This is a genomic window from Limosilactobacillus oris DSM 4864 (assembly GCF_001434465.1).
In the GTDB taxonomy this organism is placed as follows: Bacteria; Bacillota; Bacilli; order Lactobacillales; family Lactobacillaceae; genus Limosilactobacillus; species Limosilactobacillus oris.
In genome coordinates this window covers 86,784-110,592 of record NZ_AZGE01000001.1, presented here as the reverse complement: position 1 = coordinate 110,592, position 23,809 = coordinate 86,784, and the positions used below count along the sequence as shown (strand labels likewise).

The 23,809-nt window shown below is 46.0% G+C and carries 28 protein-coding genes and 2 pseudogenes; 15 read left to right on the top strand and 15 right to left on the bottom strand.

From position 1 onward, the window contains the following. Window positions 1-67: 67 nt before the first annotated feature. Genes FC49_RS00580 through FC49_RS00565 form a run of 4 tightly spaced genes read right to left on the bottom strand, consistent with a single transcriptional unit; the run spans window position 68 to window position 2,617 of the window. Window positions 68-442: a DUF3021 domain-containing protein gene (locus tag FC49_RS00580; RefSeq protein WP_056983758.1), complete on the bottom strand. Its 375-nt coding sequence runs from the start codon at window positions 440-442 to the stop codon at window positions 68-70. 14 nt (window positions 443-456) lie between these two features. Continuing rightward, complete coding sequence (locus FC49_RS00575) at window positions 457-909, bottom strand: LytTR family DNA-binding domain-containing protein (RefSeq protein ID WP_056983755.1); 453 nt, start codon at window positions 907-909, stop codon at window positions 457-459. Window positions 910-932: 23 nt separating this feature from the next. Continuing rightward, window positions 933-1,772, bottom strand: coding sequence for an ABC transporter permease (locus tag FC49_RS00570; RefSeq protein ID WP_056983753.1), 840 nt, complete (start codon window positions 1,770-1,772; stop codon window positions 933-935). Beyond that, window positions 1,772-2,617 (bottom strand): ABC transporter ATP-binding protein, encoded by an 846-nt coding sequence (locus FC49_RS00565; RefSeq protein ID WP_003713807.1) that lies wholly within the window; start codon window positions 2,615-2,617, stop codon window positions 1,772-1,774. Before FC49_RS00565 ends, FC49_RS00570 begins: the two co-directional genes overlap by 1 nt. Window positions 2,618-2,862: 245 nt before the next feature. Here FC49_RS00565 and FC49_RS00560 point away from each other — a divergent pair, with 245 nt between their 5' ends. Further along, window positions 2,863-4,257 carry a DHA2 family efflux MFS transporter permease subunit gene (locus tag FC49_RS00560; RefSeq protein ID WP_003713831.1) on the top strand — a complete coding sequence of 465 codons (1,395 nt, stop codon included), beginning with the start codon at window positions 2,863-2,865 and terminating at the stop codon, window positions 4,255-4,257. On the opposite strand, the gene FC49_RS00555 is transcribed toward FC49_RS00560, so the two are convergent. From FC49_RS00555 to FC49_RS00545, 3 genes are read right to left on the bottom strand one after another with little or no spacing between them, the layout of a single operon-like run. Beyond that, window positions 4,258-4,695, bottom strand: coding sequence for a GNAT family N-acetyltransferase (locus tag FC49_RS00555; protein WP_003713817.1), 438 nt, complete (start codon window positions 4,693-4,695; stop codon window positions 4,258-4,260). 2 nt (window positions 4,696-4,697) lie between these two features. Further along, window positions 4,698-5,138, bottom strand: coding sequence for a MarR family winged helix-turn-helix transcriptional regulator (locus FC49_RS00550; protein ID WP_003713764.1), 441 nt, complete (start codon window positions 5,136-5,138; stop codon window positions 4,698-4,700). Window positions 5,139-5,157: 19 nt separating this feature from the next. Beyond that, window positions 5,158-5,631 (bottom strand): TetR/AcrR family transcriptional regulator, encoded by a 474-nt coding sequence (locus tag FC49_RS00545; RefSeq protein ID WP_056983751.1) that lies wholly within the window; start codon window positions 5,629-5,631, stop codon window positions 5,158-5,160. Between the two features lie 85 nt (window positions 5,632-5,716). Between FC49_RS00545 and FC49_RS00540 the strand changes: the two genes are divergently transcribed. Then, entirely contained in the window at window positions 5,717-6,571 is an 855-nt protein-coding gene (locus tag FC49_RS00540) for an alpha/beta fold hydrolase (RefSeq protein WP_056983749.1), read from the top strand. Window positions 6,572-6,592: 21 nt separating this feature from the next. Here the strand turns inward: FC49_RS00540 and FC49_RS00535 are convergent, their stop codons facing one another. Beyond that, window positions 6,593-6,775, bottom strand: a complete 183-nt coding sequence (locus tag FC49_RS00535; protein WP_056983747.1) for a hypothetical protein — start codon at window positions 6,773-6,775, stop codon at window positions 6,593-6,595. Between the two features lie 13 nt (window positions 6,776-6,788). Beyond that, a complete protein-coding gene (locus FC49_RS00530; RefSeq protein ID WP_225349502.1) occupies window positions 6,789-7,493 on the bottom strand; it encodes an alanyl-tRNA editing protein in 705 nt (234 codons plus the stop codon). Between the two features lie 166 nt (window positions 7,494-7,659). Here FC49_RS00530 and FC49_RS00525 point away from each other — a divergent pair, with 166 nt between their 5' ends. Continuing rightward, window positions 7,660-7,980 (top strand): carboxymuconolactone decarboxylase family protein, encoded by a 321-nt coding sequence (locus tag FC49_RS00525; RefSeq protein WP_003713752.1) that lies wholly within the window; start codon window positions 7,660-7,662, stop codon window positions 7,978-7,980. 53 nt (window positions 7,981-8,033) lie between these two features. Here the strand turns inward: FC49_RS00525 and FC49_RS00520 are convergent, their stop codons facing one another. Then, on the bottom strand, window positions 8,034-9,059 hold the full coding sequence (locus FC49_RS00520) for a threonine aldolase family protein (protein ID WP_056983745.1): 1,026 nt from the start codon (window positions 9,057-9,059) through the stop codon (window positions 8,034-8,036). 358 nt (window positions 9,060-9,417) lie between these two features. On the opposite strand from FC49_RS00520, the gene FC49_RS00515 reads away from it, so the two are divergent. Further along, window positions 9,418-10,440, top strand: coding sequence for a serine hydrolase domain-containing protein (locus FC49_RS00515; RefSeq protein WP_056983743.1), 1,023 nt, complete (start codon window positions 9,418-9,420; stop codon window positions 10,438-10,440). A 171-nt stretch (window positions 10,441-10,611) separates the two neighbouring features. On the opposite strand, the pseudogene FC49_RS00510 reads toward FC49_RS00515, so the two are convergent. Then, window positions 10,612-11,507, bottom strand: a pseudogene (locus FC49_RS00510) (IS30 family transposase). 277 nt (window positions 11,508-11,784) lie between these two features. Between FC49_RS00510 and FC49_RS10295 the strand changes: the two are divergent. The 6 genes and pseudogenes from FC49_RS10295 to FC49_RS00495 all read left to right on the top strand — a co-directional run bounded on the left by FC49_RS10295 (window position 11,785) and on the right by FC49_RS00495 (window position 15,745). Then, complete coding sequence (locus FC49_RS10295) at window positions 11,785-12,066, top strand: SDR family NAD(P)-dependent oxidoreductase (RefSeq protein ID WP_003713827.1); 282 nt, start codon at window positions 11,785-11,787, stop codon at window positions 12,064-12,066. Between the two features lie 112 nt (window positions 12,067-12,178). Further along, window positions 12,179-12,301: pseudogene (locus FC49_RS10290) on the top strand (SDR family NAD(P)-dependent oxidoreductase); the annotation flags it as partial. Window positions 12,302-12,340: 39 nt separating this feature from the next. Further along, the gene (locus FC49_RS10110) at window positions 12,341-12,484 is read left to right on the top strand and encodes a hypothetical protein (RefSeq protein WP_003713837.1); all 144 of its coding nucleotides are present in this window, start codon (window positions 12,341-12,343) and stop codon (window positions 12,482-12,484) included. 95 nt (window positions 12,485-12,579) lie between these two features. Next, on the top strand, window positions 12,580-13,071 hold the full coding sequence (locus FC49_RS10105; protein WP_225349504.1) for an AraC family transcriptional regulator ligand-binding domain-containing protein: 492 nt from the start codon (window positions 12,580-12,582) through the stop codon (window positions 13,069-13,071). Beyond that, on the top strand, window positions 13,004-13,456 hold the full coding sequence (locus FC49_RS10100) for a helix-turn-helix domain-containing protein (protein WP_225349505.1): 453 nt from the start codon (window positions 13,004-13,006) through the stop codon (window positions 13,454-13,456). Before FC49_RS10105 ends, FC49_RS10100 begins: the two co-directional genes overlap by 68 nt. Window positions 13,457-13,888: 432 nt before the next feature. Further along, complete coding sequence (locus FC49_RS00495; protein ID WP_056983741.1) at window positions 13,889-15,745, top strand: mucin-binding protein; 1,857 nt, start codon at window positions 13,889-13,891, stop codon at window positions 15,743-15,745. A gap of 60 nt (window positions 15,746-15,805) precedes the next feature. Here FC49_RS00495 and FC49_RS00490 read toward each other — a convergent pair whose 3' ends face one another. Genes FC49_RS00490 through FC49_RS00480 form a run of 3 tightly spaced genes read right to left on the bottom strand, consistent with a single transcriptional unit; the run spans window position 15,806 to window position 18,239 of the window. Further along, the gene (locus FC49_RS00490; protein WP_056983739.1) at window positions 15,806-17,017 is read right to left on the bottom strand and encodes a chloride channel protein; all 1,212 of its coding nucleotides are present in this window, start codon (window positions 17,015-17,017) and stop codon (window positions 15,806-15,808) included. After that, complete coding sequence (locus FC49_RS00485; RefSeq protein WP_003713830.1) at window positions 17,014-17,517, bottom strand: MarR family winged helix-turn-helix transcriptional regulator; 504 nt, start codon at window positions 17,515-17,517, stop codon at window positions 17,014-17,016. The genes FC49_RS00490 and FC49_RS00485 overlap by 4 nt, the downstream gene beginning before the upstream one ends. 35 nt (window positions 17,518-17,552) lie before the next feature. Beyond that, window positions 17,553-18,239 carry an FMN-dependent NADH-azoreductase gene (locus tag FC49_RS00480; protein WP_003713824.1) on the bottom strand — a complete coding sequence of 229 codons (687 nt, stop codon included), beginning with the start codon at window positions 18,237-18,239 and terminating at the stop codon, window positions 17,553-17,555. Window positions 18,240-18,440: 201 nt separating this feature from the next. On the opposite strand from FC49_RS00480, the gene hpt reads away from it, so the two are divergent. After that, the gene (gene hpt, locus FC49_RS00475) at window positions 18,441-18,980 is read left to right on the top strand and encodes a hypoxanthine phosphoribosyltransferase (protein WP_056983737.1); all 540 of its coding nucleotides are present in this window, start codon (window positions 18,441-18,443) and stop codon (window positions 18,978-18,980) included. 45 nt (window positions 18,981-19,025) lie between these two features. Here hpt and FC49_RS00470 read toward each other — a convergent pair whose 3' ends face one another. Further along, entirely contained in the window at window positions 19,026-20,003 is a 978-nt protein-coding gene (locus tag FC49_RS00470; RefSeq protein ID WP_202812913.1) for an alpha/beta hydrolase, read from the bottom strand. Window positions 20,004-20,143: 140 nt separating this feature from the next. Here FC49_RS00470 and FC49_RS00465 point away from each other — a divergent pair, with 140 nt between their 5' ends. The 4 genes from FC49_RS00465 to FC49_RS00450 all read left to right on the top strand — a co-directional run bounded on the left by FC49_RS00465 (window position 20,144) and on the right by FC49_RS00450 (window position 23,804). Beyond that, window positions 20,144-21,028: a LysR family transcriptional regulator gene (locus FC49_RS00465; protein WP_003713766.1), complete on the top strand. Its 885-nt coding sequence runs from the start codon at window positions 20,144-20,146 to the stop codon at window positions 21,026-21,028. A 291-nt stretch (window positions 21,029-21,319) separates the two neighbouring features. Then, the gene (locus FC49_RS00460; RefSeq protein ID WP_003713832.1) at window positions 21,320-22,066 is read left to right on the top strand and encodes an ABC transporter ATP-binding protein; all 747 of its coding nucleotides are present in this window, start codon (window positions 21,320-21,322) and stop codon (window positions 22,064-22,066) included. Then, entirely contained in the window at window positions 22,044-23,165 is a 1,122-nt protein-coding gene (locus FC49_RS00455; protein ID WP_056983733.1) for an ABC transporter permease, read from the top strand. The genes FC49_RS00460 and FC49_RS00455 overlap by 23 nt, the downstream gene beginning before the upstream one ends. Window positions 23,166-23,186: 21 nt before the next feature. Next, window positions 23,187-23,804, top strand: a complete 618-nt coding sequence (locus FC49_RS00450; protein ID WP_056983731.1) for a TetR/AcrR family transcriptional regulator — start codon at window positions 23,187-23,189, stop codon at window positions 23,802-23,804. Window positions 23,805-23,809 lie beyond the last annotated feature (5 nt).

Genomic DNA, 23,809 nt, shown 5'->3' with positions numbered 1-23,809 from the left:
AAAGACAAAGACTCGAAATCAGCCTATCAGCTAATTTCGGGCCTATTTCTCGTTCTCATCTTTGCCATTATTTCCGCTTATTCAACTTTGCGTTAATCTCTCGAACATCACGCTCTTGCTGGAGCCGAAGGACAATCCAAATAACCACGTGGGCAATCACGATTAACCACAACGACTGTAAAGTGATTCCCCAGTGGTTGACGACAATCATAACTGCCACCAGCAGAACCGTAATTATAAAATGAACGATTAACGCCACAAAATAGTTTAAGTCCGTTTGAAAGATAAACGTTGCCACGCCAATTAGCCCACTGATGACCATGACGCTGATAGTATTAAATGCCGTTGGCAACATCGGTTGGAAGTGAATGGTTAAAAGCACTAAGTATGTAGTTGACCCAATCGCCAAACCTTTTAAAAATCGTTTTAAAATTCTCTTCATCTGTGAAATCCCCACTACAAGCCTAAGTATTGCTTAATTACCGGCACGTACCGTCTACTAACCGTTGTTCTGACACCCATCTCGAGTCTGGCTACTAACGTTCCCGAAAAGCCGTTCTCGATTGCCTGCAAGTAATCCATGTTGATGATGGCAAAGCGCGAAACTTGGATAAAGTTAGGCGCTGTTAGCCGGGTGTGAACATCCTTCAATTTGCCCACCGACTTAATAACTTGAGCGGTAGTATAAAATGAGAGCTCATTTTGATTGACTTCGACCATCACTAAGTCGGCCGTCTTAATAATCATAAAGCGGTCAGGCGTCTTGATTGGCAGCTTCTTTGCTGAGTTACTCTCAAACGCTTTTAAATAATTAAGAAGGTGGTCAACGTGTGCCGTTTTAGCAGAACTCTCGACAATTACTGTAAGTTTTCCCGGCTCTAGGTCCGCCTTTTGAAACCGAACTTTCAATTTACGGAAACCTCCTGAATAAGTTAATGCTGCTTATATTTTAAATGATTAACGATAATTAGCAAACCAAGACCAAGCAAACTTACGATTGTGACCAACAGCAGGTTTTGTGACAGGCTCAAAGAATGCTTAAACACCGTTAGCTTGATCCCTAAGTAGTCATTGAGCTCTGGCCGAACTACTGCCGGAATTTTGTTTCCAATCAGCAGTTCACGAAAGCTGCTGGCAATGTAAGAACTTGGAAAGACCTTGACCAAATGGCGGCTAAACGCTGATAATGCGCCCACTGGCATATAAGTGGCAATTGCGAACCCAATTCCAGTTCCAATCAAGGCCGACATTCGGTTAAAGACAACGTGGCTGTGAATGAATTCGATAATAATCTGGCAAAAGACGGTTGCGACAAATGTGCCCAGTAGCGAAACTAGCAGGAGTTTACCACTATCTTCCCACTTGATCGTCAAGTTATCAGTCACTTTAAAGTAGACTGCCATGATGACAAAAGACACCAGTTGCATAATCAAACTAATTAAAAAGGCACTGATAAAATAACTAATCGCGAGCTGCCACTGCTTCAGTGCTGTCATCTGAAAATCCTGATAGCGGTTACCTTCCCGGTCGCTTACTAACTGCCCTAAGGCGCCAAAGGCCGTAGTGACCCCGGCAATTGTTAAAATACCACCCATCATCCAGGCATCTAAGACCTGATTTGCATTAGCGACTCTTTGCCATTCTTGGACTAAATTTTCTTTCAGAAAACCAATATAAATAAAGAATGCAATCAGAGCTCCTAGTAACGACATCATAGCACCCATGCGGTTACGAAAATATAGTTTGAGATTACGGTAAATTAAAGCTGCCATTATTGAATCTCCTTTCCGGTAATGTTGACAAAAGCGTCATCCAGGTCGCCCTGCCGGTATTCAAAATTTTCTAAGCTGCTCCGGTAATGGTCGAGGAGCGTCAGAGCTTGCTCATGGTCAATTCCGTTAATTGCATAGCGCCGGTGGTCAACCAACTTGGCTCTTTCAGGTACTGTGTCATCCTTGAAGGTCATCAGCAATGAATTCTGCGCGTATTGTTGTTTTAATTGCGCTGCCGAACCGGTTGCCAGTACCTTACCCTCTTCCAGAATATAGATTAATTCCGCGTTACTGGCCTCTTCTAAGTAGTGGGTCGTCAGAAAAATCGTCAGCCCCTGCTCGTGCTGCAGTTTTTGTAAAAGCCCCCAAATGACGTTGCGCGTTTGAATGTCAAGACCCGTTGTTGGTTCATCCAGAAACAGCAAATTGGGATGGTTTAACAGTGCCCGCGCAATATCGACCCGTCTTTTCTGACCACCGGACAGGGTTCCGTACCGCTGGTGAAGGAACTTAGTCAGCCCCATCATCTTTGCTAGGCGCTCAATCCAGCCTTGCTCAATACCCTGGTACATTGCCGCCCGGCTCTGTAAATTCTCACTGACCGTTAAGTTATCATCCAGCACGCTATTCTGGAAAACAACGCCGATTTTTAAGTCCTTGGCGTAGGAAATGATTCCGCCAGTCGGTTTTAGCAGGCCCACCAGCATGTTAATGGTAGTTGACTTGCCAGCGCCGTTTGTTCCCAAGTATGCAACCAATGCTCCTTGGGGAATCGCTAAATCCAGCTGATCGACAGCGATTTTGTTACCATACTTCTTAGTTAAATTTTGGGTTGTTATTAACATTTCTCTCACCTCAGTTAGCATTGTATTAACTTGGGGTCACTAATACGTTGTTTTCTCAATGGGCGGTCAACATTGGCGGGTGAGTTGCTGATTTTCTTATCCCAAATTCAGTTTGCAATCTCTACCATTCTTTGCTATGATACTGATAATTTAATAACAGGCGCTCAAGAACAGCGGGCGAAAAAATAAGAGCTGGATAAGGAAGTTAATTCCTGTCCAGCTCTTTTTCTTTGAAAGGAGTTATTATGTCTCGTCAAAATAAGATTCTAATGGTGATTACCCTGCTCTGTGGGAGCTTTATCACTGCCTTTTCCGAAACACTGCTCAATAATGGTCTGCCGACAATTATGGCTGAAGTCCACGTTAGCGAAATGACCGTTCAATGGCTCAGTACTGGGTATATGCTAGCTGCTGGAATTACCATGCCGCTAGCCGCCTATCTCACTAATTCGGTTAAGTTAAAACCGCTTTTCTCCATTACGATGCTGATTTTCCTCGTTGGGACCGTTATCTCAGCACTGGCACAGAACTTCGCCCTCTTACTAATTGGGCGGCTGATTGAAGGCGTTTCCGTTGGTATTACCATGCCACTGGTTCCTAATGTCTTGGCATTGCTTTTCTCACCGCGGCACCGGGGAACCGTGATGGGCCTGGCAGGAATTATCATTAACTTCGGACCGGCTGCCGGCCCCACCGTTTCCGGAATCATCGTCGACTACTTTAGCTGGCGGATGCTATTTATTATCTTGATTCCAGTCTGCATCGTTGTCCTGATTGCCACCCAATTATTCGTTAAAAACGTGGTCCCAGCTAAGCCTTCTTCTCTTGACGTTCCCTCCGTTTTAGTTTCCATGGCGGGATTAGCAATGCTGCTATACAGTCTAGGCCGCGTTGGCGAAACTGGGCGGCTAGATTGGCTGACTGTGGCTCTCCAGGTAGCCGGAATCGCCATCATGGTTTACTTTGTCAAACGCCAGCTCAAGCTCAAAAAGCCATTGCTGGAAATGCGGGTCTTCAAGGCACCTTCCTTCCGGCTTGGCGCAACCCTGGCCCTCCTTAATACCTCGTCCTTAATGGCAACCGAGCTGATGCTGCCGCTCTTTAACCAGAACGTCTTAAAGGTCACGCCAACCGTCTCTGGTTTGATGCTAATCCCGAGCGCCCTCGTGATGATGGTGGTTTCGCCAATCGCTGGACGGCTCTATGACCAAATTGGGATTAAGAGGGTCGCCTTCCTCGGCTTTGGGATCGGCTTGCTGACAACAATCCCAATGGCTTTTTACTCACCAACTACCAGTATTTTCACCGTAACGGCTTTCTATGCCATTCGCTGCGGAGGGATTAACCTAGCTTACTCTCCGGTCAGTGTCTACGGCCTAAATGCCCTTTCGCAGGAGTACGTGGTTTTCGGTAATACCCTGATGGTCAACATGAACCAAATTGGAAATGCCTTTGCTAATGCGATGGCTGCTAGCTTGCAAGCACTCGGCCAAAAACACGGCATCGCCCACCAGCTTTCGATGCCCGCTTCAGTTCTCCAGGGTTTTCACTGGTCTTTCTGGTCGATTGCGTTTCTCAATATTATTGCCTTTGCGCTCCTATTCAAGCTCAAAAACCGTTCGACGGTAGAGCTAAAGTAGCTACATCGGCTCATGCACCATCTTGATATGCGGCGTGGACTTATAAATGAACGGCTCACCTTCACTAACAAAGCCGACTCGTTTATAAAAATCTTCAACTTGGACCTGGGCTTCAATTTCAATCTGTCTACCTGGGAGCTCTTGTTGGATTGTTTGCATAATTTTATCCAACAACTGGCCGCCAATCCCTTGACCACGAACTTTAGCGCTCGTCGCCACCCGGCCAAACGATACCAAATCATCCTTCAGAAATACTCTGGCATAAGCCACAATGTCTCCGTCTTCGTCACGGTTAAAAATGTGAATTGCCTTTTGATCCCGACCATCAGGATCCTGGTAAATACGCTGTTGGTCAACCACAAAAATCTGTGCTCGTAATGCGAGGATTTGATAAAGATCAGTTACCGTTAATTCATTGAATCGTTTCGTCTGCCACATGCCTAGTTCATCCCTTTCTTGAAAAGTAACCTATTAATGGCCTTGATGCTTTGAAAGTATTCTTCCTGTTCCGCGGGCGAAAGGTCTTCAATCATCTTCTTGATCAGGTCGTTAGATTTCTGGTTAATATCTTCAAATACCGCACGCCCATGTTCAGTCAGTGAAATATTAATCGACCGTGAATCCGTTGGTGACGGTGTCTTTTGTAAGATCCCCTTGTCTGTCAACCGTTTAATTGTCCGACTGGCATAACTTTTATCCAGGTGCAGGGCCCGGGTGACTGCCATCGGGGTATCGAGGTGGTTAACCGCTACTTCGATTAAGATCCGCCCTTCCGGCCAAGTCAGATCGGTATCGAAGGTCCGTTTGTTCAATACTCCTAAGACTTGGGTGTAGTGCCGGTTAAATGCCCGGATACTATCAATTTCTTGGTCAGTTAGCATAGTTCATCTTCCTCCTTGATTAATGATGCTTTTTCACGAAAAGATTAAAGATAATGTTGTACTGGGCGCCTGCAAGACCAAATAGCTCAATCTGTTCTTCTGTCGTCATGGTGTATGGGTATAGAGTTAATAAATGTTTGTTCAGCTCTTCCAAGTAGAGGTATGAAAGCCCCGCCCTTTCAAGCCCTAAAACTGCTCGTTGGTCACGCAATAAGTAACGCCACACTTCTCGCATGTACTCCTTTTGAAACCGTTTTTTAATTGTCTGGGGATGATACTGCTGATCAAAGGCAGTTAATTCCTGTTGGATTAAAAAACGGACAAAATCTAATTTATCTGTAAAGTGCCGATAAAAAGTTGATCTTGCCACACCGGCAGTTGTTACCAACTGGCTAATCGTAATTTTTTCAAAACTCTTTTGGTCTAATAACTGTAATAATGCTTCCTTTAACGAAGAAAAAATCACTTGTTTCTCTTCGGCTCGTTTTTGCATAGACAATTCCCTCTTCATTGTCCGACTAACGTTAATTATTTCTCACTAAAATGATTATAAAGATAATGTTAGAAAGGTGTCTAAAATGAATCAAATAACAATCCAACAAATCACTGTCAATCAGCAAACATTCACGGTTCGGACAGCTGGACTGGATAATAAAGGTGACCTGGTGATGTTACTCCATGGTTTCCCCGAAAGTTCACTAATGTGGGAACCATTAATGATTGAACTAGCAAATCAGGGATACCGGGTAATTGCCCCTAATCAACGCGGCTATTCTGCTGGGGCTAGGCCAGCAGGTGTCCAAAATTATACGATGAAGTTACTGGCTGCTGATGTTGTTGCGTTAGCTCACTTTTTCGGTTTTCAACAAAAATTTCACCTAGTAGGTCATGACATTGGAGCAGTTGTTGGTTGGACAACCGCCACCCTCTATCCACAACTATTGAAGTCCTGGACTGCTCTTTCTGTCCCTAATTGGCCAGCATACATTTGGGCATTAGAAAATGATCCTGTCCAAAAGGAAAAGGGGCATTATGTTCATACCTTCCAGCATAAGTACATTCCAGAACTAATTCTTCGTGCATTTCACTACCGAGTATTAAGAAAACTATGGACCGGGTTCCCACAAACAACGATTGACACTTACCTAGATCTCTTTTCAGAAAAAGGCGCGTTAACAGCAGTTGTTAACTGGTATCGCGCCCTTCTCCAACTACCGCAAATTAATTACAAACAGATCACTGTACCAACCAAATTTATTTGGGGCAATCAAGATTTGGCAATTGCTAGGAGTGGTGTTGAGCGAAACCGCCAATATATCAGTGGCCCATATCAATTTGTCGAATTAGACGCTAGTCACTGGTTCATGGAATTCAACCGTGAAGAAATTTGCAAAGAAATTAGTGAACACATTAAAAGTATTCCTAATAACTGATTGTTAAACATTATAGCTGATTTAGTTTACTTTAGCCACTATATTAAACAGGTAGGCGAGCACTACTGAAGGACCAGTCCACCTAATCGTTGAGGTTGAACACATGAAGAGGCCAACCCCGATAGAGCCGCCAATGCCGATCATTTCCATTTGCAGCGGGGTCATTGACCGGCGAAGTTTTTTACTTACAACGTTTTTTGCCATTCACATTCCTCCCCTATAAAACTTGTACTTTAATGCGTTTCTTTAGCCGCCCTTTGTTCTTTAACTGGATAAACTTAAAGTTCCCTACCTCTCCGGTTGAAGCCACATGAGTGCCAGCACATGCTTGCTCATCGAAGTCACCGATTTTGACCAGGCGGACGTTTGTAATTGACTTAGGAATCAGGTTGGTGTACGTCCTAATCAGGTCCTCTTCGTTCAAAGTATTTCGGTCAATTGTCGCGGTGGTAACCGGGAAGTCGTCTTTAATTAGTTGCTGGATATTTTGCGTAATTAGCTCCGGATCAAACTCACTCGGGACATTGTCCTCCTGAAATTCGACTTCGAGTCGGGCGTGGTCTGACATTATCCCGCTACTGGTGACTAACGCATGGTATTTGCGGTACAAGTAGCCGGAAATAATGTGGAGTAAAGTGTGATAACGCATGTTTTGGTAGCGGAAGGCCCAGTCAATCTGGATGAACGCCGCCTGGTCATCACCCACGATTGGTCGGTCCAGCTTGTAGCTAATCCCGTCCTCCTGGCCGCGTCTGATTTCAACTACCTGGTACCATTCTTCGTTAATCAACAGTTTCGCCTGGTCGGCAGGTTGCCCACCGCCACCAGGATAGATGATGGTTTGGTCAAGACTGATCCACCGTCGGTCCGCTGATACGTGAGTAATCGTACATCCCTGCTCACGTAGGTAGCTGTTATTCAAGTATAAGTTTTCGATAGGATCTCCTCCTTTTTTATTGTGGCTCTTGTCCACTATTGGTTTAAAATTCAATTTTTGAATAGGTAATTACTTGATATTGGTATTTTTCATTTTGCACCTGGCGGTTTATAGTAAAAGTATAGAAATAGTTTTGAAGGGAGTTTTTCTTATGGCAAAGAAACAAACTGCTGGCCGTGATCAACTGGGTGCTTTTGCTCCGAAATTTGCGGAACTGAATGATGATGTTCTCTTCGGACAGGTTTGGTCCCGGGAAAAGGAACTGAGTCCCCGTGACCGGAGTTTTCTCACCGTCACTGCGTTAATCACTAAGGGCGCTTTTGAACAGCTTCCCTACCACATGCAAACCGCAAAGAAAAATGGGATTACCAAGGAAGAAATTGCTGAAATGATTACCCAACTCGCCTTTTATGTTGGCTGGCCGAATGCCTGGTCAGCATTCAACGTTGCCAAGAAGGTCTGGGACGATTAATGAAGTGACTCCGGCTCGCCGTTACATTCACGGCAAGCTGGAGCTTTTTAGTTTTAAATCAACTTCAGTAATTGGTCGACACTCTCCGCCGGGGTGGCCCAGCAGGCGACAAAACGGATGACCGAGTGCTGGTCATCATACTTTTCCCAGCGGGCAAAGCGCACCTTCTTTGCTAACTCGACAATTTTTTGGTTGTCGACGATGAAGAATTGCTGGTTGCTGACCGAGTCGAGGTAAAGCCGGTAGCCTTTATTCAGGAAGCCCCGCTTGATTTTTGCTGCCAGTTTGTCGGCGTGCTGACTGAGCTTGAAGTAGAGGTCGTCCTTAAACAGTTCAGCAAACTGAACGCCGAGCAGCCGCCCCTTTGCTAACAGGGCCCCGTGCTGCTTGACAATCGTAAGGAAATGGTCGGGCTCATTGTGGTGACAAAAGACTACTGCCTCCCCGCATAAGGCTCCCTGCTTGGTCCCGCCGATGTAAAAGACGTCACACAAGTCGGGTAAATCACTAAATTTGAGGTCAGCTTGCGCGCTCATCAGGCCATAACCGAGCCGCGCACCATCAATGTACAGTGGGATGGAATGCTTTTGGCAAACCGCGTGCAAGGCGGCCAATTCTTCCCGCGAGTACAAGGTCCCGAATTCTGTCGGGTAGGTAACGTAAACCATTCCTGGGAAAACCATGTGATCACGATTCTCGTCCTGGTCGAAGGTCTGGATGTACTGGTCAACGGTTTGGGCGTCGAGCTTGGCATCCTTAGCTGTCAGGGCCAAGACTTTATGTCCGGTTGCTTCAATGGCTCCGGCCTCATGCACGTTGATATGCCCCGTTTCAGCCGCGATGACGCCTTGGTACTGCGTCAGCATCGCATCAATGACAACTTGATTGGTCTGGGTTCCCCCAGTTAGAAATTCAATCTGTGCTTCTGGGTGCCCCAGCGCCTTTTGAATTCTTTCCTTTGCCAGCTGGGAGAATTCATCAAAACCGTAACCCGGTTCCTGGACCATGTTGGTTGCCATTAGCTGCCGTAAGATATTGGGATGCGCACCCTCAGTGTAGTCACTCTCAAAAGATAACATTTGCTAGTCCTCCTCTTAATGTTTAAACAATGAATGAATAACTTCGATTAACTCTTCAATTAGTTTTGCGTTGTATAAGTATTCGTTTCTCATCAAAGCTCTTCTCCTTTAGTTGACTTTAGCAACCATTATAGCGATATAGTTGTCAAAGTCAACTACTATTTCAAAAAGAGCTTTACTTCGCGCGCACGACATGCCCTGTACCACTTTACCTATTCCGCTAGCAAAGCGACCAAAAGCGGGCAGCTTGGGTTCTTGCCCAATTGTCGGAAGCGGTTTAAAATAAAAATGGGTAAATTTAATCTCCCACTAACTTAGAGCCAGAGAGTATCGGTTCAATTACAGGTAGGTATCAATTATGAAAAAAATCAACTTATTTTTCCTTCTAATGCTTTGTTCCCTGGGGCTATTGCTAATAATTCAACAACCGCAGGTCAAAGCCGCCCCAACTGATCAGCAGAGTCAAAAACACCTTCAGGACTACCTAAAAGCCCACCACATCAACGGAGTAATGCTGGTCAATGGCAAGGGGAGCCAACCAATAACCATCACGAATAACGAAAACGCTAACTATAGACAGACCGTCAAGGCTGACCAATTATTTCCGATTGCCTCCCTCCAAAAAATCATTACCGGAACGGCAATCTACCAACTGAGACAGAAAAAGCAGCTTGACTGGGATACGCCGCTGAATAGATACTTCCCCCAAGTTGCGGGCAGTGAGGATATTACGGTTCGCGAATTAATGAACCACACTAGCGGATTGGTCAATAACGACCGTCCAGTAATGCCGCTAAAGGGTGAAAAGCAGCAAATTGCCTATATGCTGAAGCACCTGAAAAACGACCATGTCCATACTTGGGACTACCAGGACGTGGATTATGAAATGTTAGCGGCCATCATTCGCAAGCAAACCCACACCAGCTACAATACTTACCTCCACCAGAAGTTCGCCCAACCCCTGCAGCTTCGCCAAATGAAGGACTTTTCCGAAGTTGCTCAAAAGGAAGTTCCCCAGACAATGGACCAGACTGTTGACTGGCGGCAAGTGACGGTCACGACCTCCTCGGACTTCGGGGCGGGAAACCTCTTTATGTCGCCAAATGATTATTGGAAGTTTATTTACAACGAAGTCTTAAATAACCCAACTATGACTACGGAATTTTACCAGCAGGCGGCCAAGCAAGAAGTTGCCTACTTCGGTGGAGTATACTTTGGCGGAGACATTATCCGCGCCAACGGCAGTGTCCCCGGCTATAACTGCTGCTTCATCGCCAACTACAAAACCAAGAAAATGGTAATGCTCTTTACCAACAACATCGACTACCTGACTCTCAAGTCAACGTCCGATGACCTGCTGCACAATTATATGGGCGATTAGGAAAGTATCATTATTAAAACGAAATGAGCTCCAGTGACCGGCAAAACCGAAAATCCTGGAGCTTTATTTATGATTCAGAGTATAAAGGTACTTTTACACAAGTCAATGAACTTCGCAAAATGCAAAATTACTTTTATATACGGCAGATTGCAAGAAATAACTTGAACGAATTTAGTGACGCAGATTAAGCAAGAAGATCTCGATTGGTGTATGCCAGTTAAGACATTTAAGTGGTCGGGAATTCAGATACCAATTAATTTGAACTAGCTTGGCCTTTGGGAATAAAGCGCCGTAAAACTCGGTTACGGTTCTCATTACTGCCTCGTTCATGTGGTGAATAAGCATGGGCAAAATAAACCGGAGTACCAGTTAGCTGCTCAATTGCCTGGTAATTAGCGAACTCTTTACCATGATCTACGGTCAGCGTCTTGAGTTTGTCTTGAAGTTGACTAGCTAGTTCAAGCACGGCTTGAGTCATGGACTGACTGTCGCGACCATGGAGCCGTTTAACAATTGTCAGGCGACTCTTACGCTCCACAAAGTAGCCACAGCTTGACCTTTATGCTTGCCAGAAAGCACGGTGTCAGCTTCAAAGTGGCCAAATTCCTGGCGAGTTTCGATTTTATGAGGACGCTCCTCAATTGAGCGGCCGTGACTGAATGTACCACGCTTTTCTTTAGCGCGATGGCGACGTATTCCATGATCAGGCAAATCAGATAACTGCACATCGAGCCATTTTTGATCAATCCAGTTATAAACCGTCTTGTAGGCAATCCCAACCACAGGGGCAACTTGTTCAGGTGACCATTTCTGGGTTTGAATCTTTCCTCAATCAAGTGCTTAAGGTTTTTAGTGAGCGAAGACTTTCGCCCACGTTGACCAATCTTTCGTTCGCAGTCAGATTGCGCTAGCTCAGCCTGATACTCACCATTTAGTCGGTGAAGTTCGTTAAAGATCGTGGCCTTACTAAAGCCTAAGTAGTTAGCGATATATCTCAAGGAACGTCCTTCATTATGAAACATTTCAATGACAACGCGGTGCTGGAATGATAAAATAGTGGTGCCTATCAAGGTCCTTCTTTCTAATGGAATGTTGAGGTAACACCATTAAAGACCTTGATGGTTTTTTCTGTCCACTTAAATGTTCAACTTAAATTTTACAATCTGCCATTTCAAAAAATTGTGTGGTGTAATAGCGCTTACACAAAGGAGGGCTATCTGTACTTTCCTAGTTTTTGGCGTCATCTGATAATCATTTGGCTCCATTTGGTGTTAAAATCACTCTCGCCTCCTCATATAATAATCACAACATCAAACGAAAGATAAACTTGAGGAGGAGTTAATAATGACAAATAAAACTGCTTTGATTACTGGTGCAACTGGCGGCTTAGGAAAAGAATTTGTTCGGATTCATGCCCAAAACGGTGGTGACCTGATCTTAGTTGGCCGGAACCCACAGAAGCTGGAGCAATTACAGCATGAAGTCCAAAATAAGTACCACGTTAAAGCAACAACAATTGCGGTTGACTTTACCGAATTTGATGCTACCGAGCAAATCTTTGCTGAATTACAAAAGGCTAACATTCAGGTCGATTATTTAATCAATAACGCTAGCCTCGGTGATTAGGGAACCTTCCTTGACCGAACGATGGAAGAAGATATCAACATGGCAAAGGTAAACATGATCGTGCCAACGAAGTTAATGAAGCTGCTTCTCCCACAAATGGTTAAACGGGGGCGTGGGACGCGTATTGAACGTCTCATCCTCAGTCGCCCTAATCCCAGGGCCGCTCCAAGCAGAATATTATGCAACTAAGGCGTACCTCACTTCATTAAGTGATGCCCTCTGGTATGAACTGAAAGACACTGGGGTAACACTAACAACTTTAATACCCGGGGCAATGGATACGGGCTTTGCTAAGGCTGGTGGCCTTACTGATACTAAGATGTTTGCAAATGGGGTTAGCCCGAAGAAAGTGGCTGAAGAAGGCTACCAGTCAATGCTTGATGGTAAAATGAATGTGTTTGCTGGCCTGCCAGGCTGACAACGACCATTCGTCAGCATGATGCCAATGATGCCGAAAAAGACAACTATGCGCTTTGTCGCTGATCAACAATCAAATCAGAAATATGTGATTAGGTGGAAAAATTTATTATTGATGGTCGCTATGTGCAACTCTTGATGGCAAACGGGGTCGACCCGTCTGCAGTTCTAAGAGTAGCAGGTTTGCCGATTGATACTTTTGCTCATCAAACACTTAAATTAACCGAAACAGATTACTTTAAGATGATTGGTTCAATTGACTCATTAACTGACGATCCCCTACTCCCAACTAAATTGGTTGCTATAGATAATATTGAAACCTTTTCGCCACCAATTTTTGCTGCCTATTGCAGTCAAAACGGTGAGCAATTCTTACAACGACTAGCACACTATAAAAAATTAGTTGGCCCGGTTACTTACCGGATTTTGCAGGAGGAAGAAAACACGACGATTACCCTTTTAACCCTCAACGTCCATGAGCCTCCTCCCACCGTTTTTTGTAAAGGGGGAATTTGCCTTTATGGTTCACCTGCTCGCGAAAGCAACCGGAAGGGAAATCAAGCCCTCAAAGGTCATAACCACCTTTGACGAAACTGCTCCAGAAATTCAAGAATACTTTACCATTGTCTTCAGCCGGGGAAGCAGGAATTCCATCAGCTTTCGAAAGGCGGATCTACAACTGCCGTTCATCAGTGAAAATCACTCGCTGCTTGAATATCTGGAACCCGAATTAAAGAAGCGGTTGGCAGAATTAGACGTTGACGACTCGGCTAGTCAACGGGTTCGGAACGCCTTGGTTGAACTTCTTCCCCGCGGCGCGGCAACAATTGACGACGTTGCTCCAGCACTCGGTGTTAGCAAGCGCACCCTCCAGCGGAAACTGAAAGCAGAAGAAACTAATTTTCAGCAGCAGCTAAATGCCACCCGAGAGATGCTCGCTAAAAATTATACTGAATACAACGATGTCAACTGACGACATCGCCTTTCTCCTCGCTTACTAGGAAACGAACTCCTTCCTCCGGGCTTTTATGCCTGGACCAGTGAGAATGTCCAGCAATACCGTCAATTATACATTCCACAGGCATAAATAGAGTCCCAGAGTTCGGCTTAGCTGAGCACTGGGGCTCATTGTGTCCTTTTATTAAGGTAAAATTTTTCCGTTCCCACTTATTTATCAGCTCTTCTAAAAAAATCTAGCTTGGCTAATTAGTCAGACCAGGCCGGCACTAGTGGAGAGACAAGACTTAATAGTCAACTATTAATCGGTCGTTAACAATGGCTAATCACTCTAAAAGCAGAATCTAGTTTTTGATAATCAAGGAACTTTATAAATATGAATGAACTTGCTATAATGAAAATGATTATAAGATAAACGCCAATACAGCAGCCGAAAGGAGCGGTGATGATGACAGCAAAGAAGCAGTTCAAATTATATAAGCAAAAGAAGCAATGGGTTATCGGCTGTTCAACACTACTATTATCCTTAACGCTTGGTGCAGTTGATGTTCAGGCTGCCGACAATTCGACCACTGAGAAAACCGACGATGCCCAATTGGCCACTGCAAATTCACCTGAAACGTCAACGGCAGTCCCTCTCCGCTCAACGGGTACTACTGAGCCGCAGGGACAAACTAATGCTAATCCTGTAACCAGTCAAGCCACCCCAAGCGCTGTTCCACAGCAGGCTGCCAACAATACTACTCAAGCAACCGCTCCTGTTACCCCAGTAGCTAGCTCTACCGGCCCATCCTCTTCTGATTCACCAGCAAATTGGGATTATAATTACGAGCGTATTATCAATATTACATACCAAGACCATTACGATACTAACGGTGGAGCAAGCAGTAATTATCATTGTGAAAAAATTATTCAAATGGCAGAGAACGGTCGCTGGGAAGAAGTCAATTGGTATCCTCCTAAGGGGACCTTCCCGCCTGGTGTTAAGGTTCCCCCAGTCCACTTTGCTGCTGCCTCGCCAACAGAAGCAGCTAACCAGCGATGGGAAGTTAGTTACGTTATGCGTTCAATCGACCTTCAAACTGCTACTGGTCACCAGATTATTAGTCAGGTTTACGCGATTCACAATGGACAAACTATTGACATTCCAGAAATGGAAATTCAAGATTCTGGTATTCCGGTAGCCTACCACCCTAGAATAAGTCCACTGGGAATCCAGAATGATAAGGTTATCGAACGTGGCGGCTACTATTACCTGACAGGTGCGACACTCACATATAATACTGCTGGCATTATTTACCATGGTGCTAACCTTAGTACTGCAGCCAATATCGTTAGCTTTAGTGAGCTAGTCATCTTTAGCGCACCAATTAACTTGGTCTACCAGGACCTCAGCGGCAAGGTTTACAACGCCTATGGCGACCAATATCCTGCTTATGCGGCCAGCTACCAGAACGTGGCCCAGGTCGATTACGGACAAACATTGAGTGTCAACCAGCTGTACGCGGACGCGCAAAAGTATCTGAACCGATACGTCACCAGTGTATTTGATGATCCCGACAGCAATTATCAAATCTACGGCTACTTCGATCCTGCTGGCAAGCTCCACCCAATCCAGTCGCCTGCCGACTACCCCGGCTTTACCGACGCTCAGGCTAGCTCCGACGGGCTGACCTATCAACTGGCGATTATCTACCGGCGGTATGGCAAAGTTGATGCCCCTGTGACCAAAACGCGGACAATCATCGTTAACATGCCAGATGGTAGGCAGGAACAAACTATCCAGGAAGTAACCCTCGCCCAGTTTGCTGACTACGACGGCATTACTGGTGAAGAGCTTGGTACCCCTACCTGGAAGGTTCTGACCGGTAACGAGCCGGACAGTAATGATGATTGGGAAACGCTCACGGCTGGTAATCACAACTGGCAAACTTTCATCGTCCCATCGATTGCAGGCTATACGCCAAACCTAACCCAGGTGGGTGCGAAAACTGTTACCGATAGCAGTCAAGACCAAACCATTAATATTTACTACACCGCCAACGCTGAGCCTATCTCCCCTGCCCAGCCTGATCAAGGGGAAAGTGGTCACTCAGGATCAGCCAATGCTGCTGGTCAAGGAGACACCAAATCTGTTAATGTTGCTGGTCAGACAGTATCTAAATCCTCTAACCAGCAAGGCACTACGGCCCGCCTCCCACAAACGGGGGATCAATCTTCTGCGGGGCTAGTAGCACTTGGCGGACTAACCCTCCTGACTCTCTTCGGCTTGGCCGGCCGGCAGAAGAGAGCCCCACGCAAGTAATTAATTGTTAATATAAATAATAAGCTAGGTTTTCGTCCAATTGGTGAACGAAAGCCTAGCTTATTTACTTTTATTTAGGACTGCCGGGAGTTTTGCTAGTCCGCTGACAAGCAGGGCAATGACGATAATTACCGGTGATAGTTCAACCGCTACCAGGAAAAGGAGGAGGACGATTACCAGGATCGGTTTTCCCAAAATTCTGGTCAAGCTAGCAGTTACCACAACGATGGCATTAACCCGCAGACTACCTGGCAGGAGCATTGCACAGGCAACTCCCACTGCTACACTCGAAAAGATTGCCGGAAAAATCATTCCCCCGCGCCAGCCCATCACGAAGCCTAGGTTAGTCAGCACCGCCTTGAGCAGGGCGAGCAGGATCAGGAAGGCAACTGATAAATTGAGAGCTTCGTTACTAAACGGCACAATCCGGAATTCGCCGGAAAACATAACGTCGGGACTAACCAGCGAAGCTAGTGCTAAGGTCAGGCCAAAGACGATTCCCTGCGCGATTGGCCCCAAGCGAATGTTGATCAGCTTGGCGAAACTATTTTCAAGGTAGACAAAGAAGCAACCAAAGGCAACTCCGACGACCATTGTCGGCAGCCAGGTCCACAGGTTGGCTGGCGTCCATTGAATAGCCTGGTGGTGAATACCAAAGGCCCCTTCTTCCGGAAATAATTTAAAAATAATACCGGCGCCCACGACCCCAACAATGGTCAAGGCGGTCACCGTCGCTAAGCGCTCCGCCTTTGAATGAAATAATACCGAAAAGCGCGGTGCTTGCTCTAACTGTGCTGGTGCCATTCGTCCACTCCATAAGTGGCGGGCGGAATGGCTGGAAGAACTGACCTTTTCCCAGCGCAGGCGGTCACCGAGCCAGTTAATCATACTGCCCGTCAGAACCGCCGTGGATGCTTCGGGACCAATGCTTCCACCGAGCCCCAGGACTAGGAGACCAAGGATCAAAGACTTCCACCACTGGTGGTAATCCAGCCTGCCGTGGAGTTTGACCTTGCTCAACACCTGCTCAATCGTCCAGGGGTAGTTTCCCCAACGCCGGTTCAGCCAGCCGACCAGGCCCCCACCGAGCCCGCATACCAGGAAGGGGTACCAACGACCAAGCACATTTCCACCGTGGAGGTAGGAGTGCCAGACCAGCTCGATTAACCAGTTGACAAAATTAAGGTAGCTTGCCGTGGCAACCCCGATTACGAAGCTCCAAACGATGGCATATATTCCAAGGTTGAGTTGGCGTTTCCACTGTTTCTTCATTTGCTATTCTGCCCCCTGCCAAACTGTTCCTCTAATTGTTGCAGGTCACGCAGGAAACTAGCAACGATCCGCAAGTCCTGGGAAGAATACTTCTTTAGTAGCGCGGCTTCAATGTTTGTCCTGATCGATTCATGCATTTCGTCATGGGCAGCAGCCACCTGTCTTCCCTGGGCGGTCAGCGAGTAGTAAATTTTCTTTTGGTCCTCTGGTCGCTTATTGGCCCGTACCAAATCATACTCCAATAACTTTTGGGCCGCCCGGGTAACCCCACCGCGGGTAACCCTAATTTTCTGGGCAATTTCAATTCCGGTCAGCGGAGCATCTTCCAGGGCCGAAAGGATGTGGAGGGCAACTAACGAGAGCCTGGTTACGGTCTCCTGAAGATTCTCGTTAGCTAGATGGTGCTGGAGCCATTGCTGTTCGTGCGAGCCCCGTGGATTCTCATGGGATGCCCGAAGCTCCTGAATAGCCCGATAGATTTCATCAGTAGCAGTAGTCATAAAAGTACGTTCACCAGCCTTTTTTACTGATTATATCAAAAATGCTGGGCAAGCGTTTCAGCTTGGGTGAGCGCCTGCTTTAAAATCGCCGCTCGCTGGTCACGGTGGGCGTCAGCGCCTTCAATGAAGAGCTTTGTAACGTCCTTAACACCGTAGAACTTCATCATGTTAGTTAGGTAAGTATCACCCAGGTCCTGCAACGCACAGCTTTCCTTGCTTTGAATCCCCAAGGTCTTGCGAACCAAGAATTTGACAATCCCCCACTTACCGCTTCGGTGGTATTCACTCCCCGCCGCCTGAATATGCAGGGCTTTCTTTCCCTCAAGCAAGCCGACCGGACCCTTCGACGTGTACTTGAATGTTTGGTGGGCAACTGCGGTCAAATCAAGGTACTGCTTCATTTCAGCCGGCAGAAAGTGATTGTACATCGGGTTGACAAAAACGTACTTGTCAGCATTGATAAACTCGTCCAGCCATTCCTTGTGGCGCTTTAGTAGCGCCTTTTCTTCCCCGATCATTGGCTCATCAAACTTTTGCTTTCGCCAGGCTGCCATCGTCACATCGTTCAGCGGAGGAACGCCGCCCGCAGCATACAAGTCCCGGATGATGATTTGGTCGTTGGGGTGACTTTGCCGGTAAAAATCAATAAAATGCTGACCAACCGTCAGTGATAAGCTGTTTGAAGTATGCGGGTGGGCTTGGATTACTAATAACGTACTCATAATTAATCTCTCCTTTGTTGACTGGCAACATAAATCAAATACAGTTTACCACCATTTTGTTGCGTGTCAACAAAAAACATAATTGAGAATATTTGGCGGATTTACCCTTTAATTCTAGTCGAGATATGATAAAATGCTACTATCAAGACGGATTAGCCGACAATAATGTTCGGCTTTTGCTAATCAGACAGGGAGAATAGAATGAATAACGATATTGAACAGGTCTTATACAGTCAAGAAGAAGTTAACCAGCGGATCGACGAACTCGCGGCGACCCTCACCGCTAAGTACCAGGGTGAATTTCCAGTTGTCGTACCAGTAATGACTGGGGCAATGATGTTTGCGACCGAGTTGATGAAGCGCCTGCCAGTCAAGCTCAACGTTGATTACGTTGATGTATCCAGTTATGAGGATAACTCCCAATCATCAGGACGGGTGCGCCTGCTCCGGGACCTTTCCCATGACGTGAATGGACGGCCAGTTATAATCGTCGAAGACATTGTGGATACCGGTCACACTCTTCAGTTCTTGAATAAGCTGTTTGCCAGCCGGGGTGCCAAGAGTATTGAAACCTGCTCCCTCCTGGACAAGCCGGCCCGCCGGGAAGTCGAAGTCAACGCTGATTACGTTGGTTTTGAGGTACCAAATGAGTTTATCGTCGGCTACGGGTTAGACTACGACGGCCTTTACCGCAACCTCCCCTACGTTGGAATCCTAAAACGCTCAGTTTATGAAAATTAAAAATGAAGCCTGTTGCACAGCAATGTGTGGCAGGCTTCATTTTTATTACAAGTTTTGTTTAAAGAAACTATCAATCTTGCCAAACGGAATGTAATCATGTTCACCGCCATCATATAAATCAGTATGGTTTGCATCGGGCACAATTACTAATTCCTTGTTGTCACCCTTCAATTTCTTAAAGGTGTCTTCCCCCATATACCGTGAATGAGCTTTTTCACCATGAACAATCAAAACGGCATTCTTGATGTCTTTTGGGTGAACTAGGATCTGCGTATTCATCCAGGCTGGCTGACTCTGCAAAACCCAGCCTTCATTGGAGTTAACGGAACGCTTATGGTAACCGCGCTTGGTCTTGTAGTAAGCACTGTACTGCTTAACAAAATCTGGTTGGTCATCAGGAGCCGGATAATCGTAGCAGCCACCCGCCTTCGCCAAATCCTGCTGACCATATTCCTTGGTGCGTTGTTCCGCAATTTGCTTTTTACTTGCGTAGCGTTCTTCAGCAGTTCCCTGATCAAAGTAACCCCAAGCACCAACCCGTGGCATATCATACATCGTCACTGCTGCCGTGGCCTTAATCCGGGGATCAATTGCGGCGGCGTTGAGCGAAATGCCTCCCCAACCACAAATACCGATAATTCCAACTTTTTCTGGATCAACATTACCGAGGTTGCTTAAATAATCGACTGCAGCTTGATAGTCTTCAGTATTAATATCCAATGAAAAAACGTCGCGGACATCCCCACCACTTTCACCAGTAAAGGATGGATCAAACGCAATCGTTAAATAACCCTTTTCAGCCATTGTTTGCGCGTAAAAACCACTCGACTGTTCCTTAACTGCGCCAAAGGGGCCGGCAACTGCTAACGCTGGTAATTTACCTTCACAATTTTTAGGTGTGTACTGGTCAGCTGCCAGTGTAATCCCAAAGTGATTGGTGAAAGTGACCTTCTTGTGGTCAATTTTATCGCTTTTAGGAAATACCTTATCCCATTCTTGAATTAAATGTAATTCTTGCATTATTATCACCTTTAATTATTGATTTCCATTGACTTAATAAATGCCGCTTATCTAATATTTTCTATTATATCGACCCTAGCCTATAATCGGAAATACTTATATAATATCAATAACAATAGCTTTTAGTTATAGGAGGAAGTGAAATGGAATTAAGAGTACTGCGCTACTTTCTCGCCGTGGCTCAGAAACGGAACATCACTAAGGCCGCACAAGAATTACTTATCTCGCAGCCGACACTTTCTAAGCAACTCGCCGACCTGGAAGACGAGCTCGGTGTCCAACTCTTTATCCGTGGACACCGGCAAATTACCCTGACGGATGAAGGAGAATATTTACAGACTCAGGCAAGGGAGATTATCCAGCTAGTCGAGCAAACCGCCCTAAACATTAAAGGACAGGAAGTCATCAGCGGGACAATTTCAATTGGAGCTGGAGAAAGTATCGCCATGAATCGAATTATGCAAATCCTTAGCGGAATCGTTAAGGACTATCCTGATGTCAAAGTTCGCTTAATCAGTGGTAATGCTGACGAGATGGAAACGGCCCTCCAGCACGGAAGCATTGACTTTGCAGTCTTAATGGGGAACCGCTCCCTTAATAATTACCATCACATCCAACTCCCCGAAAAAGACCAGTGGGGGTTAATAATGCGAAAAGATGATTCTCTCGCAAATAAAGTGGAGATCACGCCTGAAGACATTGCTGGGCTACCCCTTTTAATGTCAGAGCAAGCAATCGAGGAACACCGTTTTCAAAGTTGGTGGGGTAATCTTGACAGAAAAATGAATATTATCGGAACTTATTCCCTATTATTTAACGCTCAATTAATGGTCGCTCAAGGAAGTGCTTATATGATTTCTTTTGACAACCTGATTAATAATTCTAACAACAGTCAGCTAACTTTCCGCCCTCTTTCACCTACGCTAACTGAAACTACCAGTGTAATTTGGAAAAAGAATGTTACTCAATCTAAAGCCGCCCAGCTTTTTATGAAGCGCCTCTTGGCATCGCTAGACACATGCGCATAACATTATAAAAAGAGGCTGGGAATTAACTCAGTCTCTTTAATATTTTAAAGTTAAAAATGCAACAGCGCAGTAGATGGCTGGCAGTTCAAACGCTGACCAACCCCAAATAGGCTAGCTGCGCGTCGTAGCCATCCTTCCTACAGGCTAGCTTCGCGTCGACGGAGGTGGGACGACGAACTAGTTAAGCTAGTTCTGTCCCACTCCCTCTTTTTACGGTTGACAGGTGAGTATTCACTCACTATAATAACCATAAAATCTAAGTGAGTGTTTACTCACCACGGAGGTACAATTATGCAACACTTAATTGAGCTTGATCATTTAGCCAAGTCATTTGGTAACCGTGCTATCCTTCACGATATTAATTTAACTGTCAACCGCGGGGAAATCGTTGGCCTGATTGGCCCATCTGGTTCCGGGAAAACCACGACCATTAAAACAATGCTGGGGATGGAAAAGGCAACTTCTGGAACGGCCCTCGTTTTGGGTCAACAAATGCCTAATCGGCAGATCCTTGGGCGGGTTGGCTACATGGCCCAGTCAGATGCCTTATATGAAAGCCTATCAGCCCGGGAAAACTTAGAATTTTTTGGTGAAATGAAAGGTGTTACTGGTAAAAAGCTAAAACAGGAAATCGCCCATGTCAGCCAAGTGGTCGATTTAACAAATTACCTCAATCAACGGGTTGGCGGTTATTCAGGTGGGATGAAGCGACGGCTCTCACTGGCGATTGCCCTCCTCGGTCATCCTGAACTATTAATTTTAGATGAGCCAACGGTCGGGATTGACCCCGCATTGCGGAGAAAAATCTGGAAAGAGCTAAAGGCGTTGCGTGATCGTGGACAAAGCGTTTTGATCACAACCCACGTGATGGATGAGACGGAACTCACCGACCGGGTCGCCCTCTTATTGCATGGCGATGTAATTGCCTTTGCTTCGCCCCAAGAGTTAGAGAAGCAGTATGGAGTACCAACGATTGAAGATGTCTTCTTAACGGCAGAAAAGGAGGAAGAACAAAATGAGAACCCTCGCCATTACTAAACGAATTTTGAAGGAACTGCTCCGGGACAGACGGACCCTCGCTCTAATGTTTCTCGCGCCAATCTTGATTATGTGGTTAATGAACGTCATGTTCTCCGCTAATTCAAAGACGGATGTTGAGATTGCAACTGTCAACGTCAGCCAAACAATTCGCCACAACCTCGCTCAGGTCGATGGGGTTACGGTTACGCCAACAAAAACGGTCCGCCAAGCCGAAGATAAGCTCAAAAGTGACCATGTTGACGCGGTAATCGAATACCAACAGAAAGCAAACCGCTTCAACGTGACGTATGCTAATACTGATTCCAGCAAGACTGCGCTGACTAAGCAAGCGCTTAAAGCAGCAATCACCGGACAAACCATCACGACCCTTTCCACTGGAGTCCAGCAATTGCAGTCAGTGATTAAAGCCACTAACCCTAGCTTCAGCGCTCCACAGCAAAGTAATAAGGCACCATCAATCAGCAACCACTACCAATACGGAAACGCTGACACCGGCTTCTTCGCTAAGATTGTGCCAATCCTCATGGGTTTTTTCATCTTCTTCTTTGTTTTCCTTATCTCTGGGATGGCCCTGCTCAAAGAACGGACATCTGGTACGCTTGACCGCCTCCTGGCGACACCGGTTAAAAGGAGTGAAATTGTTTTCGGCTACATGCTCAGCTATGGGATCCTCTCTATCCTGCAATCGACGGTCATCGTGATGGCAACCATCTGGCTATTAAAGGTCGAAGTGGTTGGTAATATCCTCAACATTATTATCATTAGCGTCCTGCTGGCCTTTGTCGCCCTTGCATTTGGAATCTTGATGTCAACCTTAGCTAACTCTGAATTTCAGATGATGCAATTTATCCCGCTAGTAGTGGTGCCGCAGGTCTTCTTCTCGGGAATCATTCCACTTGATTCAATGGCTTCCTGGGTCCAGTACATTGGTAAAATCCTTCCCCTGACTTACACCGGGGATGCGTTAACCCAAATCGTAATGTACGGGAAAGGATTAACTAGTCTCGGCGGCGATATTTTAGCCCTGCTGATCTTCCTCGTCGTGCTCCTCTGGCTGAATATCGTTGGCCTGAAACGCTACCGCAAAGTACAATAAGGAAAAAAGGAGGCGCCACCCTTGTCACAAGTATTAAATAATTATGCCGCCCAGCTTGACCAAGCAAAAATGCCGGCCGGTAAGAAAAAGGTTCTTCAAACTGCTCTGAACCTCTTCGCCAATTACGGCTTCCACGCCACTACAACCGCCAAAATTGCCAAACAGGCCGGGATTAGTGAAGGAACAATTTATAAGTATTTCAAGTCGAAGGACGATCTGCTGGGTAAGCTGCTGGAACCGATCCTATTTGAAATCAAAGATAACTTCTTCGCGACGATTGACGATTCACAGTCGTTAGAAGAGCTGGTAACCTTCATTGTCGCCGATCGTCTGGAATTTATCGAAGTCAACTTTGCTTTCATCCGGCTAATTATCCAGGAAGTCTTAACCAACCGGCTGGCACCCCAGTATTACGGTGCTTTCTTCAATGGCGATAATGGGATGTTCGACCGGGTCCGGGAGTTGCAAAGCCATTACCCGGAGATTAATCAGCAACTCACCCCGAGCCAGTTGCTGCGGGCGTTTGTCGGTCCCATTCTGACCTACGTCGTTCAGGGAAAGATCTTTCAAATCCCCGGCACGCCAACCGACCGCCAAGTTATCGTCAAGCAAATTATCGCTAGCCTAACTTTTAAGTGAAGTAA